The 16,182-nt window shown below is 62.5% G+C and carries 13 protein-coding genes; 4 read left to right on the forward strand and 9 right to left on the reverse strand.

The window, feature by feature from the left end; translation table 11 throughout:
* The 7 genes from iolB to ACYQ47_RS26465 form a co-directional block, all read right to left on the reverse strand.
* Window positions 1-807: a 5-deoxy-glucuronate isomerase gene (gene iolB, locus ACYQ47_RS26435; RefSeq protein WP_250465222.1), complete on the reverse strand. Its 807-nt coding sequence runs from the start codon at window positions 805-807 to the stop codon at window positions 1-3.
* Complete coding sequence (gene iolE / locus ACYQ47_RS26440) at window positions 804-1,706, reverse strand: myo-inosose-2 dehydratase (protein ID WP_459907692.1); 903 nt, start codon at window positions 1,704-1,706, stop codon at window positions 804-806. The genes iolB and iolE overlap by 4 nt, the downstream gene beginning before the upstream one ends.
* A 10-nt stretch (window positions 1,707-1,716) precedes the next feature.
* Window positions 1,717-3,585: a 3D-(3,5/4)-trihydroxycyclohexane-1,2-dione acylhydrolase (decyclizing) gene (iolD, locus tag ACYQ47_RS26445; RefSeq protein ID WP_459907694.1), complete on the reverse strand. Its 1,869-nt coding sequence runs from the start codon at window positions 3,583-3,585 to the stop codon at window positions 1,717-1,719.
* Window positions 3,582-5,570 carry a bifunctional 5-dehydro-2-deoxygluconokinase/5-dehydro-2-deoxyphosphogluconate aldolase gene (locus tag ACYQ47_RS26450; RefSeq protein WP_459907696.1) on the reverse strand — a complete coding sequence of 663 codons (1,989 nt, stop codon included), beginning with the start codon at window positions 5,568-5,570 and terminating at the stop codon, window positions 3,582-3,584. Before ACYQ47_RS26450 ends, iolD begins: the two co-directional genes overlap by 4 nt.
* A 19-nt stretch (window positions 5,571-5,589) precedes the next feature.
* Window positions 5,590-6,378 (reverse strand): ATP-binding cassette domain-containing protein, encoded by a 789-nt coding sequence (locus ACYQ47_RS26455; protein ID WP_244825680.1) that lies wholly within the window; start codon window positions 6,376-6,378, stop codon window positions 5,590-5,592.
* Window positions 6,379-6,388: 10 nt separating this feature from the next.
* Window positions 6,389-7,555, reverse strand: coding sequence for an ABC transporter permease (locus ACYQ47_RS26460; RefSeq protein ID WP_244825679.1), 1,167 nt, complete (start codon window positions 7,553-7,555; stop codon window positions 6,389-6,391).
* A 127-nt stretch (window positions 7,556-7,682) separates the two neighbouring features.
* The gene (locus tag ACYQ47_RS26465; RefSeq protein ID WP_244825678.1) at window positions 7,683-8,735 is read right to left on the reverse strand and encodes a sugar ABC transporter substrate-binding protein; all 1,053 of its coding nucleotides are present in this window, start codon (window positions 8,733-8,735) and stop codon (window positions 7,683-7,685) included.
* A gap of 229 nt (window positions 8,736-8,964) precedes the next feature.
* Here ACYQ47_RS26465 and ACYQ47_RS26470 point away from each other — a divergent pair, with 229 nt between their 5' ends.
* From ACYQ47_RS26470 to ACYQ47_RS26485, 4 genes are all read left to right on the forward strand, one after another.
* Window positions 8,965-9,846: a MurR/RpiR family transcriptional regulator gene (locus tag ACYQ47_RS26470; protein WP_244825677.1), complete on the forward strand. Its 882-nt coding sequence runs from the start codon at window positions 8,965-8,967 to the stop codon at window positions 9,844-9,846.
* Entirely contained in the window at window positions 9,836-10,840 is a 1,005-nt protein-coding gene (iolG, locus tag ACYQ47_RS26475) for an inositol 2-dehydrogenase (RefSeq protein ID WP_459907700.1), read from the forward strand. Before ACYQ47_RS26470 ends, iolG begins: the two co-directional genes overlap by 11 nt.
* Complete coding sequence (locus ACYQ47_RS26480; RefSeq protein WP_459907702.1) at window positions 10,837-11,853, forward strand: Gfo/Idh/MocA family oxidoreductase; 1,017 nt, start codon at window positions 10,837-10,839, stop codon at window positions 11,851-11,853. Before iolG ends, ACYQ47_RS26480 begins: the two co-directional genes overlap by 4 nt.
* Window positions 11,854-11,919: 66 nt before the next feature.
* Window positions 11,920-12,147 (forward strand): sulfurtransferase TusA family protein, encoded by a 228-nt coding sequence (locus ACYQ47_RS26485; RefSeq protein WP_062601442.1) that lies wholly within the window; start codon window positions 11,920-11,922, stop codon window positions 12,145-12,147.
* 77 nt (window positions 12,148-12,224) lie between these two features.
* On the opposite strand, the gene galU is transcribed toward ACYQ47_RS26485, so the two are convergent.
* Both galU and ACYQ47_RS26495 read right to left on the reverse strand, forming a co-directional pair.
* Window positions 12,225-13,106 (reverse strand): UTP--glucose-1-phosphate uridylyltransferase GalU, encoded by an 882-nt coding sequence (gene galU / locus ACYQ47_RS26490; protein WP_244825674.1) that lies wholly within the window; start codon window positions 13,104-13,106, stop codon window positions 12,225-12,227.
* A gap of 100 nt (window positions 13,107-13,206) precedes the next feature.
* Window positions 13,207-16,074, reverse strand: coding sequence for a valine--tRNA ligase (locus tag ACYQ47_RS26495; RefSeq protein WP_459909327.1), 2,868 nt, complete (start codon window positions 16,072-16,074; stop codon window positions 13,207-13,209).
* Window positions 16,075-16,182: the final 108 nt, after the last annotated feature.

Consider the following 16,182-nt stretch of genomic DNA (forward strand, 5'->3'; position numbering starts at 1 on the left):
TCACTCCTTGCTATCCCGCTCCACGATCCACTCATGCTTCGGATCGTTTTTAAAGTGCCACGTGCGCTTATCGCCCGCCATTACGTTGAGATAATAATTATCGTAGCCATAAGGCACGACGACCGGATGATACCCACGCGGCACCATCACCACGTCGCGGTTCTCCACCGCCAGGGTTTCGTCGAGATCGCGCTCGTCGGTATAAACACGCTGAAACGCAAAGCCCTGCGGCGGATTCAGCCGATGGTAATAAGTCTCCTCCAGCGAACTTTCGACAGGCACGTTGTCCTGATCGTGCTTGTGCGGCGGATAGCTCGACGCATGGCCGCTCGGCGTACGCACTTCGACCACGAGTAACGACTCGGCGGCCTCGGTCTGCGGAAGAATATCGCACACGTGTCGCGTATTCGCGTTCTTGCCGCGCGTCGAACGCTTCATTTGCGAGGGCTCGATGAGTCGCGGCGGATACACGCCCGTCGCCGGCGCGCTCGCCACACCGAGTTCCGTTTCGCGCTCCGCCCGCACGATTGCGGCGAGCTTCGGCGGTACGTAGACGGCATAGGGCGCGGCGTCTTCGAACACACTGTCGCGCGAGCCGATGGACTGCCAGTGCTCGTCGCCCGCCTCGACGCTCACCGTGCCCGTCAGCACGACGATGCAGCTTTCGCGCCCGGCGTCGTAGACATGCAGCACTTCACCTTCTTCCAGCCGGTACGCCGCGAAGCCGACATGCTTCCAGCCAGCGGATTCCGGTGTCACACGCGCGATCGTCTGGCCTTCGCGCGATGCCTTCACTAACAGGCTCATGCCGTCTCCTTGAATGTGGCATCGACAAGTGTGCGCAACGTGCGATAACCCTTGTCGGCATACTCGTAACTCCGCGCGATCACCGGGTCCTGCTCCGCTTCCACGACGAGCCAGCCGTCGTAATCATGCTCGGCCAGACACGCGACGATGCCGGGATAATCCACCGCGCCATCGCCCGGCACGGTGAAGGCGCCGTTGATGACCGCATCGAGAAAACTCCAGTTGCGATTGCGCGCCAGCTTCACGATCTCCGGGCGCACGTCCTTGCAATGCACATGGCACACGCGCGCAATATGCTTGCGCAGCGTGGTCAATGCGTCGCCGCCCGCGAAGGTGATGTGGCCCGCATCGAAAAGAAGGCCCACCGCGTCGTTGGTCTCCGCCATCAGACGGTCGACGTCCGCGGGCGTCTCCACATACGCGCCCATGTGATGATGATAGGCGACCCGAACGCCTCGTGACAGCGTGTATTCCGCGAAACGATTCAGCCGCTCGGCATACTGTTGCCACTGCGCATCCGCAAAGAAACGCGGGCGCTGATAGAGCGGGCGCGGCGCGCCTTGAATGGAATTCGCCACTTCGCCATAGACCATCACCTTCGCGCCGTTTTGCGCGAGCAAGTCGAGATGGGCACCCACGGCTTCGATCTCTTCTTCCGCGTTGCGCTCGGCGAGTCTGCCCGAGTACCAGCCCGACACCAGCGCAAGGTCGTATTGCGCCAGCAGCTTCTTGAGCGCCTGCGGCTCGCGCGGAAACTTGTTGCCGAGTTCGAAGCCTTCGTAACCGATCCGCCGGCCTTCGGTCAGCGCGACGGACAAGGGCGTCTCGCCGCCGAGCGATGGCAAATCGTCGTTCATCCACGACAAGGGATTGATTCCGATCCGTACGTGCAGAGACATGTGCGCGGTCCTAGATAGAGTTGCCATCGCTGCGTGCTTTCAACGCGCGCTCGTAACGCTCGCGCGCCGACAAGACCGCATCGCGATCCGATACCTCGGGCACCGCGACTTCCCACCACCATCCGCCTTCGTCGGTCGTGCGCGCGGGGTCGGTGTCGATGGAGATGAGGTAGCTGCGCTCGGCGGCGCGCGCGCGTTGCATCGCGGTCTGCAAGTCGTCGATGCTCGCCACATGCTCCGACAACGCGCCGAGCGCACGCGCGTGCATCGCGAAATCGATGGTCGGTGCGCCGAGCGGGCCTTGCTTGCAGTCGTCGATCAGGTTGTTGAAGGGCGCACCGCCGCATGCCTGTTGCAAACGGTTGATGCAGCCATAGCCGCGATTGTCGAGCAACACGACGATCAGCTTCGCGCCGAGCATGACGGAGCTCGCCAACTCGCTGTTCATCATGAGATAGCTGCCGTCGCCGACGATCACGATCACCTCGCGCTCCGGCCGCGCGAGCTTCGCGCCCAGACCGCCCGCGATCTCGTAGCCCATGCACGAATAACCGTATTCGACGTGATAGCCGCCCGGCGCGCTCGTGCGCCACAGCTTCTGCAGGTCGGCCGGCAAGGTGCCCGCCGCGCACACGACGATATCGTCAGCCGGCGAATCGGCTTTCGAGCGCTGCACCGCGCCAATGACATCCGCTTCGCGCGGCAAGGCGTTGTCGGCGACGGGCGTGTTCGTCACGTGCGCGACGGTCTCGCGCCAGTCGTCGGCGAGACGTTTGGCGCGCGTGGTCCATTGCGACGACGCGCGCCAGTCGCCGAGCGCTTCGGAAAGCGCATCGAGTGCGAGGCGTGCATCGGCTTCGACGCTCAGCGCGTCTTGCTTCAGGGCATCGAAAGAATTGGCGTTGATCGAAACGAGTTGCGCATGCGCAAAGAGCGTGTTCGATCCCGTGGTGAAGTCCTGCAAGCGCGTGCCGACCGCGAGCACGCAATCGCTCGATTGCGCGAGTTCATTCGCCGATGCCGCGCCCGTCACGCCGATTCCGCCCGCGTTCAGGGCGTCGTCCCAAGCGAGCGCGCCTTTGCCTGCCTGCGTTTCCGCGACGGGCACGCCATGCTTGTGCGCGAAGGCGCGCAACGCGTCGGCGGCGAGGCCGTACAGCACGCCGCCGCCCGAGACGATCAGCGGTTCGCGCGACTCGCGCAAGGCCGCTGCGGCGCGCGCGATTTCATGCGGTGACGGCGCGCTCGCATGGAACTCGACCACACGCGGCTCGAAGAACGAAGCGGGATAGTCGTAGGCCATCGCCTGCACGTCCTGCGGCAGCGCGAGCGTGACGGGACCGCAGAGCGCGGCATCGGTAAGCACGCGGATCGCGCGCGGCAACGCGCTCAACAACTGCGCCGGATGCACGATGCGATCGAAATAGCGCGATACGGCCTTCAAGGCATCGTTCGCGGAAACGCCGCCGTCGTGTGCGTCCTCGACTTGTTGCAGAACCGGATCGGGCGCGCGCGACACGAAGATGTCGCCCGGCAGAAGCAGCACCGGCAGCCGGTTCACATGCGCGAGCGCGGCCGCCGTCACGAGATTGGTGGCGCCCGGCCCGATGGACGTCGTGACAGCCATCATGCGGCGCCGCATACGCGCCTTCGCAAACGCGATCGCGCTATGCGCCATGGCTTGCTCGTTGTGCGCGCGATACGTCGGCAATTCCTCGCGATGCCGATACAACGCCTCGCCGATGCCCGCGACATTGCCGTGCCCGAAAATTGCGAAGACGCCGCCGAAGAGCGCCTCGCCGCTTTCCGTGCGCAGCGCGGCGAGATAGCGCACGAGCGCCTGCGCGGTGGTCAGCCGGATGGTAGCGTGCTGATTCATGCTGCTTGCTCCTGTCTTGGCTGCACGGCATTCAGCGACGCGCGCGCCTCGCGCCATGCGGAAATCAGCGTTTCGAACGTGTGGCGAACGCGCGCGATCAACTCGTCGTCGCCGATTTCGCCCGCGAGCCATGCGCGGCTCGGCTCGTGAAAGATGGTGCGTCCGACCGTGAAGCCCTTGCACGTTTTGGACGATGCCGCCGCCTTGAAGCCATCGCGCAACTGATCGACCGCCGCCGAGAGCCCGAGTAGCACGACGCCGCGGCAATACGGATCGCGCTCGGCAATCAGCGCATCGACGGCCTGCCATTGCTGTGCGCTCATCGGTTCGAGCTTCCACCATTCGGGATAGATGCCGAGGTTGTAGAGGCGCTTCAATGCGCGATACGCCGTGTCGTCCTCCACGGGCGCTCCGTTCTTCGGCACGATCACTTCGAGCAGCAGTTCATTGCCGCTCGCCTGTGTCGCATCGTAGAGCGCGCGCAGTTGCGCTTCCTGTTCGAGGCGCACGTCATGCGGATGATCGGGGTGATAGTGCACGAGACACTTCGCGATATGCTCGCGCGGCCATTCGACGAGCGTCGTGCCGACGTCGCGGCCGTGATCGAACACGAGCGGCATCGAGCCCGGCAACTCGACCGGACGGCCAATCCACCAGCCGCGGCCAGTCGCGGCATTGAGCGCATCCTGTCCGTAGCGGTCGTCGATCAATACGCCGATACGGCCGGCCAGTCCGCGTTCTTCTTCCGTCTTCGCGACGGCATCGACGAAAAGACCCTTCAGCTTCGCAATGCGCGTTTCGTTTGCGCCGGTCTGCTGCGCCAGCTCGAAAAACTGGTTGCGATGATCGAACGCGAAGCCGAGCACTTCGTCCCATTGCTTGCGCCTGGGGCTCACGCGATGCAGACGCGCGAGGCTTGCATCGCGATCCGGACGGCGCATGCGTGCCGGGTCTTCTTTTGCGGCCGCGAGGAAGTACACGAGTTCCTCGGGCGTGGGCATGGCGGGCGCGCAGCCGTGACGCGAAACGACGAGCGCGCCGCACGCATTTGCCGCGCGCGCGCACGCTTCGAGCGATTCGTCGCGCAGCCAGCCCGAGAGGAAGCCGGACGCGAACGCATCGCCCGCGCCGAGCACGTTGAGCACTTCGACTTCGACGCCGCCATGAATGGGCGCATCGTCGATGGAAGCGGGCACCGCGCCTTCGATGATCGAGCAGCCGAGCGGCCCGCGCTTCACGACGAGCGTGGCATGAGTAACGGTACGAACCGTGGCGAGCGCATCGATCAGATCGTCCTTGCCGCCCGCAATCTGGAACTCTTCTTCCGTGCCGATCGCGAGATCGATCAGCGGCAGGATATGCAGCAAATGCGCGGTGACGCTTTCATCGGCGACGAAGCGCGTTTCGCCGTCGGCCTTGCCTGTCAGACCCCACAGCACCGGCCGATAATCGATGTCGAGAATCGTGCGCACGTTGTTTCGGCGCGCGTATTCGAGCGCGCGGCGGCTCGTGCGATTCACCTGTTCCGTGGAGAAGTGCGTGCCCGTGATGAGCAATGCCTTCGACGAGGCGATATACGCTTCGTCGAAATCGTTTTCGTCCACGGCCATGTCGGCGCAATTCTCGCGATAGAACACGAGCGGAAAGGTATCGCGATCTTTTATGCCGAGCAGCACGAGCGCGGTGAGACGCTCGAAGTCCGTGCGCACGTGGCTCACATCGCAGCCTTCGCCCGCGAGTGTTTCGACGAGAAAGCGTCCCATGTGATCGTTGCCGACGCGCGCGAGCATCGACGACTTGAGCCCCAACCGCGCGCAACCGAACGCGATATTCGCCGACGACCCGCCGAGATACTTCGCAAACGTCGCGACGTCTTCGAGCCGCGCGCCGACCTGTTGCGCGTAGAGATCGACCGCGAGGCGGCCGAGGCACACGATATCGTGCGCGCGGTCCGCTGCAAAACGTGAGGTGTGTTGTTCTTGCATGGCTTGTTGTCCTCGATCCTCAGATCGTCGCGCCTTCGAGTTCGTTGATCATCGTCTGCATCTCGGCGCCGCCCGCCATCATGTCGAGCACTTCGTTCTTCGAGATGGTGTCCTTGGTGTAGGTGCCCATCGAGCGGCCGCGATTGAGCAGCGTAAAGGAGTCGCCGATCGGATAAGCGTGGTGCACGTTGTGCGTGATGAAGATCACGGAAATGCCTTTTTCGCGCGCCTTGTGAATCAGCTTCAGCACGTTGAAGCTCTGCTTCACCCCGAGCGCGGCGGTCGGTTCGTCGAGAATCAGCACGCGTGCGCCGAAGTGAATGGCGCGCGCAATCGCGAGACATTGCTTCTCGCCACCGGACATGGTGCCGATAGGCTGATGCGGATCGCGTACGTTGATGCCCATTTCCGCGAGCTTTGCCTGCGAAGTCTCCGCGGCAAGATCGAGATCCATCACGCTGAAGAGACCGAAGCGTTTCTTCTGCGGCTCGCGGCCCATGAAGAAATTGCGCGCAACGGACAAGAGCGGCACGAGCGCGAGATCCTGATAAACCGTGGCGATGCCCAAATCCAGCGCTTCCTTCGGCGACTCGAAGCGCACTGGCTTGCCATCGACGAGATAGTCGCCGGCGGACGGCGTATGCACGCCCGCCAGCGTCTTGATGAGCGTGGACTTGCCCGCGCCGTTATCGCCCAGCAGGCAATGCACTTCGCCGCGTCGCAGGCGCAAGGTCACGCCGTTCAATGCGATGACCTTGCCGAAAAACTTGCTGACGTTTTCCAGCGCGAGAATGTTGTCGTCGTTCATGGCGTTGGCCTCACTGAGCTTGCGATACGCGACGGCGCACGTAGTGATTGAACAGCACGGCGAGCAGCAGCATCACGCCGAGAAAGACGCGGAACCAGTCGGAACTCACGTTCGTATAAGTGATGCCGATCTGCACGACGCCGAAGATGAGCGCGCCGAAGCACGCGCCGACGACCGAGCCATAACCGCCCGTCAAAAGCGTCCCGCCGATGACCGCCGCGATGATCGCCTCGAATTCCTTCTGCAAGCCGCGATCGGCCGCTGCCGAGCCGATATCGCACACCTGCAGCACGGCGAAGAGACACGAGCAGAAGGCGGTGAGCACGAACAGCGAAATCTTCACGCGCCGTACCGGCACGCCGACGTTCTTGGCCGCGTTGGCGTCGCCGCCGACCGCGAGAATCCAGTTGCCGTAGCGCGTCTTGGCGAGCACGAAGGCGCAGACGGCGGCGAGCGCGAGCCACCAGATGATGACCTTCGGAATGCCCGGCACGAGCGGCTGGCCGTTATCGAGCAACTGACCGATCCCCATGTGCGCGAGCCACGCGAAGAGGCCGTGCAGCGCGACGCCGCGAAAGAGCGTGTCGGCGAGCCAGTCTTGTTGAGCGAGATCGCCGACGCCGGAAATGATGGTGCGATCCGCGAACATGATCGAGAGCGCGAGCGTGAGGCCGCGCAGGATGAACAGAAATGCGAGCGTGACGATGAACGAAGGCAGCCGCGTCTTCATCACGAGGTAGCCGTTCAACGCGCCGAGCAGCATGGAAGCGACGAACGCGAAGAGAATCGACAGCGAGAACGGCCAGTGCAGATAAACCGAGGGCAGCGCGACCATCATGCCCGCGAAGCCGATCATCGAGCCGATGGACAGATCGAACTCGCCCGCGATCATGAGAAGACACGCGCCGACCGCGAGCAAGCCGAGGTAGGCCGCCACCTGCGACCAGTTCATCACGCCGTCGAGGTTGAACATGCCCGACGAACCCGCCGCGAAGCCGAACACGATGAACACGAGCACGGTGCCCGAGATCGCGGCGAACTCCGGCCGGTTCAGCAGATGGCCGAACCACGATTGCCGGCGCACGCGTTCGTCCGAGGGCTTTGCTGCCTCCTGCGTCTCGGCCGACTCTGGCTGTGGATTCGCATGTGGAGGGTAATGCTTGCCGGCTACGCCCATGATGGCTCCTTGACTGATACCGATGCGCGCGCTCCTGCCGCGTCGGGAATAGACGCAGCAGACGCACGACGTTCCGCGCAAATGCAGTGATAGCGGGCGGCGCTGAAAAGTCGGCCGCCCTGAACGGTCAACGATATTGACCGGCGTATTTCACGACCTTGTCGAGATTCTCTTTGGTGATGAAACCCGGACCCGAACGAATGTTCTTCGGTCCATACGACGGCGCGAGGCCATACGTTTCGAGACGCGCCTTGAACTTCGGATTCGCTTCGAGAATTTGGCGAATCTTCACCGGATCCGTGGTGTGATCCTTCTTGACGATAGCGAGCACGGCCACGGGGATATAGCCCTGCAAGTACGGTTGCTGATCGATTGCGAACTTGATCGTGCCGTCCTTGATGCCCTTCGCGATGTCATCGGAAAAGTCGAAGGTCACGAAATAGAGCTTGTTTTGCAGGCCCATTTGCGTGACGGCCTTGAGCGTCGCCGAGGCGGGCGTGGGTCCGAGCGTGAGTACAGCCTGCGTATCGGGATGATTGCGCAGGTAAGCCGACACCTTCGACTGAATCTCCGTCGGGTCCTGACCGGAGTCGATGGTGGACGCCTTGTAGTCGACGCCGATGGCTTCCGCGAAGCCGCGGCAGCGGTCGAATGACACCGTGTTGGTCGCGATATGGTTCACGCACAGGAACGACTTGACGCCCGCGGCCTTCGCCTTTTCGCCTGCGGCCTTGCCCGCCACGTATTCCGGCTGGCCGATATGCATGATCGCCTTGAGTTGCTCGCTTTGCTCTTCGGTGCCCGAGTTGATCGTGACGAGCGGAATCTTCTTCGCCGTCACCTTGTTGAGCGCGCTCTTCAATACGTCGAAGTCCGCGATGGTGGTGATCACGCCGTCGTAATTACGCGCGGCGGCCTGTTCGATGAGACGCGACATATCGGCAATGTCGCCGTTGGGCGGATTGCGATAGTCGGTCTGGACGTTGAAGTCCTCGTCCGCCTGCTTGATCGAATTCTTGATGACGTTCCACCACGAGTCCGAGTCGGGCGCGTGGCTGATGAGGACGAACTTGGCGTCGGGCGCCGCGTGAGCGGGGGACGCCGTCAACAAGGCTGTGCTGCTCAGGATTGCGGCTGCCGCGAGCGCGCGCAACGCGGCTCGGCCATTGCGAATGGTCATTGTCTCCACCTATCTCGGTTTGTTGTTTGATCTGACTTTTCCGCGAGCCGATGCGGCCGTTGCTTGGGGCCGCTTCGAACTCAGCACCAAGAGTAGGCCAAGTTTTCCCGGTCTGCAATAGGAATTGCACCGATGCCATAAATGGAAAATACGTTCCATTTTCCTTGCAGCCTTCCTATAATCGCTTCCACGGCGTCTGCCTTCGCGGCGCCATCGACATGAGCTATCCATGCAGGATGAGACCAGCACCGACGTGCAGAGCGTCGACGATCTGATGCAGCGCATCACCGACGCTTACGACACGTTGCCGCGTCAGTTGAAGAACGTCGCGACGTATATCGAGCAGCATCGGTCGAGCGTGATGATGGATCGTACGAGCGATATCGCCACCGCGTGCGGCGTGCATCCGTCGGCCGTGGTGCGCTTTGCGCAGCGCTTCGGTTTTTCGGGCTTCTCGGACTTGCAGGCCGTGTTCAGGCAGGCGTTCGCGGGCGGCAATGGCTCGCAGCAGAGTTATCAGCAGCGCATTCGCAAACTCATCGACGAAAAGGCGGGCGATGCCTCCGGTGTCTCCGTGGCGCGCGAATTCATCGCGGCGAGCCGCACGGGACTCGACGAACTCGAAGCCGGTCTCGACGACGAACAGTTCGACGCCGCCGTGGAAATGCTCGAACACGCGGAGAACATCTATGTGATCGGCGTGCGGCGCTCGTTCGCGGTGGCGAGCTATATCGTCTACGCGCTGCAGCACACGAGAAAGCGCGTGCATTTGATCTCCGGCATCGGCGGCATGTTCCGCGAACAGGTCAAGAGCGTGAGAAAGGGCGACGTGGTCGTGGCCATCAGCTTCGCGCCTTATGGCAAGGAAACGCAGTATTGCGTGCGCGCCGCGCAGCATCACGGCGCGAAGACGCTCGTGATCACCGACAGCCAGCTTTCGCCGCTCGCGCGTCACGCGAGCGCGAGTCTGCTCGTGAAGGAGGGCAGCGCGTTCGCGTTCCGCTCGCTCACGAGCACCATTTGCTTGTGCCAGGCGCTGTTCATCGCGCTCGCGTACCGGCTCGAACTCAACGTAGAAGAATCCAAGGAGACAGGCGGCTATGACGATTGACGTGGCGGTATTCGGAGCAGGGCGCATTGGCAAGATTCACGCGGCCAATCTCGCGCGGCAGCCTGGCGTGCGGCTCAAGTATGTCGTCGATGTGAACCGCGAGGCCGCGTCGGCGCTCGCTGCGCAATACGGCGCGCAAGTCGCCGATGTCGATGCCGCCATGGGCGACGCCTCGGTGGGCGCGACGGTCGTCTGTTCGAGCACGGACACGCATGCGGACCTGATCCTCGCATCGGCGGCGCAAATGAAGCACGTGTTCTGCGAGAAGCCCGTGGACCTCACGCTCGAACGCGCGCGCGCCTGCGCCGATGCCGTGCAGAAAGCGGGCGTGGTCTGCATGATCGGCTTTCAGCGGCGCTTCGACCCAACTTTCTCGGCATTGAGGGCGCGCGTGGAAGCGGGCGAGATCGGCGAACCGGAAATGCTGATCGTGACGAGCCGCGATCCGGGCGCGCCGCCCGTGGAATACATCAAGCATTCGGGCGGCATCTTCAAGGACATGCTGATCCACGACTTCGACATCTTCCGCTGGATGCTCGACGACGAAGCCGACACGCTGCACGCCACGGGCAGTTGTTTGTCCGATCCCGCCATCGCGGAAGCCGGCGATATCGATTCGACAGCCGTCACCATCCGCACGAAACGCGGACGCCTCTGCCAGATCAACACGGCGCGGCGCTCGGGCTACAGCTACGATCAGCGCTTCGAGGTGCTCGGCAGTCTCGGCATGCTGCAAGCGGGCAACGTGCGTCCGACCGAAGTGACGGCATATTCGACCAAGGGCGTGTCGAGCGACGTGCCCGAGGCGTTCTTTCTCGAACGGTATCGCGCGGCGTATGCCGCGGAAATCGCGCATTTCTTCGATGCCGTGACCAATGGCAAGCCCGTGCGCACCACTGTTGCCGACGGCCTCAAGGCGCTCGAACTCGCCGAGGCCGCGACGCTTTCGTGGCGCGAAAAGCGCATCGTGAAGCTCGGGGAGAACGCGGCATGAGCGCGGTGCGGGTGGGCATTGTCGGGCTGGGGCGGCTCGGCCGCAGACACGCGGAAAACCTCGCGTGGCATGTGCCGGGCGCGCGGCTCGTCGCGGCGTGCAGCCCGGTTGAGCAAGAGCGCGAATGGGCTCGCGACAACCTGCCGGAAATCGCGCTCCATGCCGATTACGCCGACTTGCTGACCGATCCGTCCATCGACGCCGTGTGGCTCGTCACGCCGACTTCGCTGCACGCGCGGCAGATCATCGCCGCGTTGCGCGCGGGCAAACATGTGTTCTGCGAGAAGCCGCTGTCGCTCGATCTCGCCGAATGCGACAGCGTGATCGAGGAACACGCGCGGCATGCGCATCTGCATGTAATGATCGGCTTCGTGCGCCGTTTCGATGCGAGTTATCGAGATGCCTTCGAGCGCATTGGCGAAGGCGCGATCGGCCGGCCGTTCATGGTGCGCTCGCAGACCTGCGACAAGAATGATCCGGATGGTTTTTTCGTGCGTTTCGCGCCGACATCGGGCGGACTCTTTCTCGATTGCAGCGTGCACGACATCGACCTCGCGCGCTGGATGCTCGGTAATCCGAAGCCCAAGCGCGTGTTCGCGAGCGGCACGATAGCAATCCACGAAGGCTTGCGCGAATGTGGCGATATCGACAATGGCGTGGGCACGATCGAATTCGACGACGGCCGGCTTGCCGTGCTCTACGCTTCCCGCACGATGGCTCATGGCCACGACACGCAAACAGAAGTCATCGGCACGGCGGGCGCGCTTGCCATTGGGCGCAATCCGCGTGCGAACCGCGTCGAGATCGCCGATGCACACGGCATGCGAAACGTTTGCACGCCGACTTTCTTCGAGCGCTTCGACGATGCGTTTTTACGCGAAGCGCAAGCCTTCGTCGCGCTCGTGCGAGATGGCACGCCGACCGGCCTCACGCTCGACGATGCGCGCGAGGCGACGAGGATTGGCATCGCCATGCGGCAGGCATATGAGACCGGGCGCCCGGTGGACTTGTGAACGCTGCGTTAGAATCGGGCCTTCGATGTTTCGCAACACGCAAGGCTTAACGGAATTCAAATCGAGATGGAAGTTCACAAGGAAGTCGACGCGCGCGGGCTCAACTGCCCGTTGCCGATCCTGCGGGCAAAGAAAGCACTCGCCGACATGACGAGCGGCCAGATTCTGAAGGTGCTCGCCACCGACCCCGGATCGCAGCGCGATTTCGCGGCGTTTGCAAGGCAGACCGGCAACGAGATCGTCGAAGTAACCACGCAGGACAAAGTGTTCACCTTTCTAATGCGACGCCGCTGAAATGGAAAAAGCCCATCACATGACGCGATGGGCTTTTTTTTCGCCTGCCGACGCGGGCGAATTCGACTTACTTCAACTCAGCTGGCCAGGTTCGGCGAGCGCGTGCGCAAATACTCGTCGAAGTCTTTCGACACTTCCGGATGGCGCAGCGCGAATTCCACCGTCGCCTTCAGATAGCCGAGCTTGCTGCCGCAGTCGAAGCGCGTGCCGTGGTACTTGTACGCGAGCACTTGTTCGTCCGACAGGAGCGACATGATGGCGTCCGTCAACTGCAGTTCGCCGCCCGCGCCGGGCTTGATCGAGCGGATGTGATCGAAAATGCGGGGCTTCAGCACATAGCGGCCGACCACGCCGAGGTTCGACGGCGCAACAGCCGGTTCCGGCTTTTCGACGATACCCGAGAGTTTGAAGATGTTGTCTTCCCACTCCTTGCCGTCGATGATGCCGTAGGACTTCGAATCTTCCGCCGGGATTTCCTCGACGCCGATCACCGAGCTGTGATAGTGGTCGAAGACTTCGATCATCTGCGACATCACGGGCGGCTTGCCGTACAGCAAGTCATCCGCGAGGATCACGGCGAACGGGTTGTCGCCGACGAGCTTTTCGGCACACAACACCGCGTGGCCGAGACCGAGCGCTTCGGCCTGACGCACGTAGAAGCAATCGACATGGCTCGGCTTGATGCTGCGCACGAGTTCGAGCAGCTTGTCCTTGCCGCGCGCTTCCAGTTCGGCTTCGATCTCATAAGACTTGTCGAAGTGATCTTCGATCGCGCGCTTGCTGCGCCCGGTCACGAAGATCATTTCGGTGATGCCGGCGGCCATTGCCTCTTCCACCGCATATTGAATCAGCGGCTTGTCGACGACGGGCAGCATTTCTTTCGGGCTCGCCTTGGTCGCGGGGAGGAACCGAGTGCCGAGACCCGCGACGGGAAAAACCGCTTTGGTAACTTTTAGCATGTGATAACCCTGATCCTCTTAATCATTTGGAACGTCGAGCAGTTGGGCGAACGGACGAACATCCCCGATCACGCGGCGATGCTACTTTACGACAGCCCAATCAGACAGGCAGCCGCAAAATTTGCGCCCGAAGCTTCTCGATAGTGGTTTCGTATTCTGCCAGCCTTTTTCGCTCCTGTTCAACGACGGCGGGCGGCGCTTTTGAAACAAAGCTTTCATTTCCGAGCTTCGCGTTACATTTGCCTGCTTCGACAGTCAGGCGGTCTACTTCCTTCGTGAGACGCTCGCGTTCGGCGGCGACATCGATCTCCACCTTCAGCACGAGTTTGTTCGCGCCGACGATTGCCACCGGCGCACCTTCCGCTTCGGCATCGAGCGCGGCTTCGTCGTCGATGATCTTCACTTCGGCAAGACGCGACAGTGCGGCGACGTACGGCGCAAACGTATGGAGACGCGCGGCGTCGCCATGTGCGAGCAGCGGCACCTTCACCGCGGGCGACAGGTTCATTTCGCCGCGCAGATTACGGCATGCGTCGATGACAGCCTTGAGTTCGGACGCCCACTGTTCCGCCGTTTCGTCGATCTTCTTCGTCTCGGCGCGCGGATAGGCCTGCGTCATGATCGACAACTCGCCTTCCTTCGTGCCTTCGGGCAAAACGTCGGTCAGCGGCGCCACCTTCTGCCACAGCGCTTCCGTGATGAACGGGATGATCGGATGCGCGAGCCGCAGCACCGTTTCCAGCACGCGCAACAGCGTGCGGCGCGTGGCGCGCTGCTGCTCGGGCGTACCGGTCTGGATCTGCACCTTCGCGAGTTCGAGATACCAGTCGCAGTATTCGTCCCAGACGAACTTGTAAATTGCGCTCGCAACGTTGTCGAAGCGATAGTCCGCGAAACCCTTTTCGACTTCCGCTTCGACGCGCTGCAGGAGCGACACGATCCAGCGGTCCGCCTGCGAATAATCCGTGTAGCCGCCGGGGCCGCAATCGCCCGGCTTGCAGTCGCCGGGGTTCGCAAAGCCGCAATCGTGGCCTTCGCAATTCATCAACACGAAACGCGTGGCGTTCCAGAGCTTGTTGCAGAAATTGCGATAACCCTCACAGCGTGCCAGATCAAAATTCACATTGCGACCCAGCGTGGCCATGGAAGCCATCGTGAAGCGCAGCGCGTCGGTGCCGAAGGCCGGGATGCCTTCCGGAAATTCCTTACGCGTTTTCTTTTCGATCTGCGCGGCGGCCTTCGGATTCATGAGGCCGGCGGTGCGCTTGGCGACGAGCGGTTCGAGCTCGATGCCATCCACGATATCGATGGGATCGAGCGTATTGCCCTTGCTCTTCGACATCTTCTGGCCTTCCGCGTCGCGCACGAGGCCGTGCACGTAGACCGTGTGGAACGGCACCTTGCCGGTGAAGTGCGTGGTCATCATCACCATCCGGGCAACCCAGAAGAAAATGATGTCGAAGCCCGTCACGAGCACGGTGGAGGGCAGGAACGCGTTCAGTTCCCTGGTTTCGTCCGGCCAGCCGAGCGACGAGAAGGGCACGAGCGCGGACGAGAACCACGTATCGAGCACGTCTTCGTCGCGGCGCAGCGCACCAATGTAGCCCTTGGCGTCGGCTTCGGCGCGGGCTTCGTCTTCCGTCTTCGCGACGAAGATCTCGCCGTTTTCGCCATACCACGCGGGAATCTGATGGCCCCACCACAACTGGCGCGAGATGCACCAGTCCTGGATGTTTTCGAGCCATTGGTAGTAAGTCGTGGTCCAGTTCTCGGGCACGAACTTGATCTGCCCGCCGCGAACCACGTCCAGCGACGTTTCCGTGATCGACTTGCCCGGATTGAACGTGCCTTCCGGAGCGGCCTTGGTCATTGCGACGAACCACTGGTCGGTCAGCATTGGCTCGATGACCACGTTGGTGCGGTCGCCGCGCGGCACCATGAGCTTGTGCGGCTTCACGGACTCGAGCAGGCCGAGCGCTTCGAGATCTTTCACCACTTCCTTGCGCGCGTCGAAGCGATCCATGCCGCGATATTTCGCGGGCGCGTTGTCGTTGATCTTCGCGTCGAGCGTGAGGATTTCGATCTGCGGCAGCTTGTGGCGCTGGCCGACCGCGTAGTCGTTGAAGTCGTGCGCGGGCGTGACCTTCACGACGCCCGTGCCGAACTCGCGGTCCACGTAGTCGTCCGCGATAACCGGAATCTCGCGGTCGCCAAGCGGCAGCACGACCGTCTTGCCGATCAGATGCCGATACCGCTCGTCTTCGGGATGCACCATCACCGCAACGTCGCCGAGCATGGTTTCGGGCCGCGTGGTCGCGACCGTCAGATGGCCGGAGCCGTCGGGCAGCGGGTACTTGATGTGCCAAAGGCTGCCGTTTTCTTCCTCGCTGACGACTTCGAGGTCGGACACGGCCGTGCCCAGCACCGGGTCCCAGTTCACGAGCCGCTTGCCGCGATAGATGAGCCCTTGCTTGTACAAGGTCACGAAGACGTCGCGCACGGCGGCGGACAGCTTGTCGTCCATCGTGAAGTATTCGCGCGACCAGTCGATGGAAGCGCCCAGACGCCGTACCTGATTCGTGATGGTCGAGCCGGATTTCTGCTTCCACGCCCAGACACGCTTCAGGAATTCTTCGCGGCCGAGGTCATGGCGGGAGATTTTTTTGGCGTCGAGCTGGCGTTCGACGACGATCTGCGTGGCAATGCCCGCGTGGTCCGTGCCCGGCACCCACAGCGTGTTTTCGCCGAGCATGCGGTGATAGCGCGTCAGGCCGTCCATGATGGTCTGGTTGAACGCGTGGCCCATGTGCAGCGTGCCGGTGACATTCGGCGGCGGCAGTTGAATGGAGAAATTCTTCGCGCCTTCCTGGAAGGTCGGGGCGGAGTAGCCGCGTTTTTCCCATTCCGGGCCCCATTGGGACTCGATGTTCTGAGGCTCGAAGCTCTTCGCAAGCGTGTTGTCGCTCATCGTGAAATCTGCCGAAAAATGCGTGAAAAGTGCGGGGTAATCCCTGATTATAAGGTTCGAGCGAGTCAATCGGACGAATTCGGGGTGGCCTGCGGCCAGGCGCGGATG

The sequence above is a fragment of the Caballeronia sp. HLA56 genome (assembly GCF_054655155.1).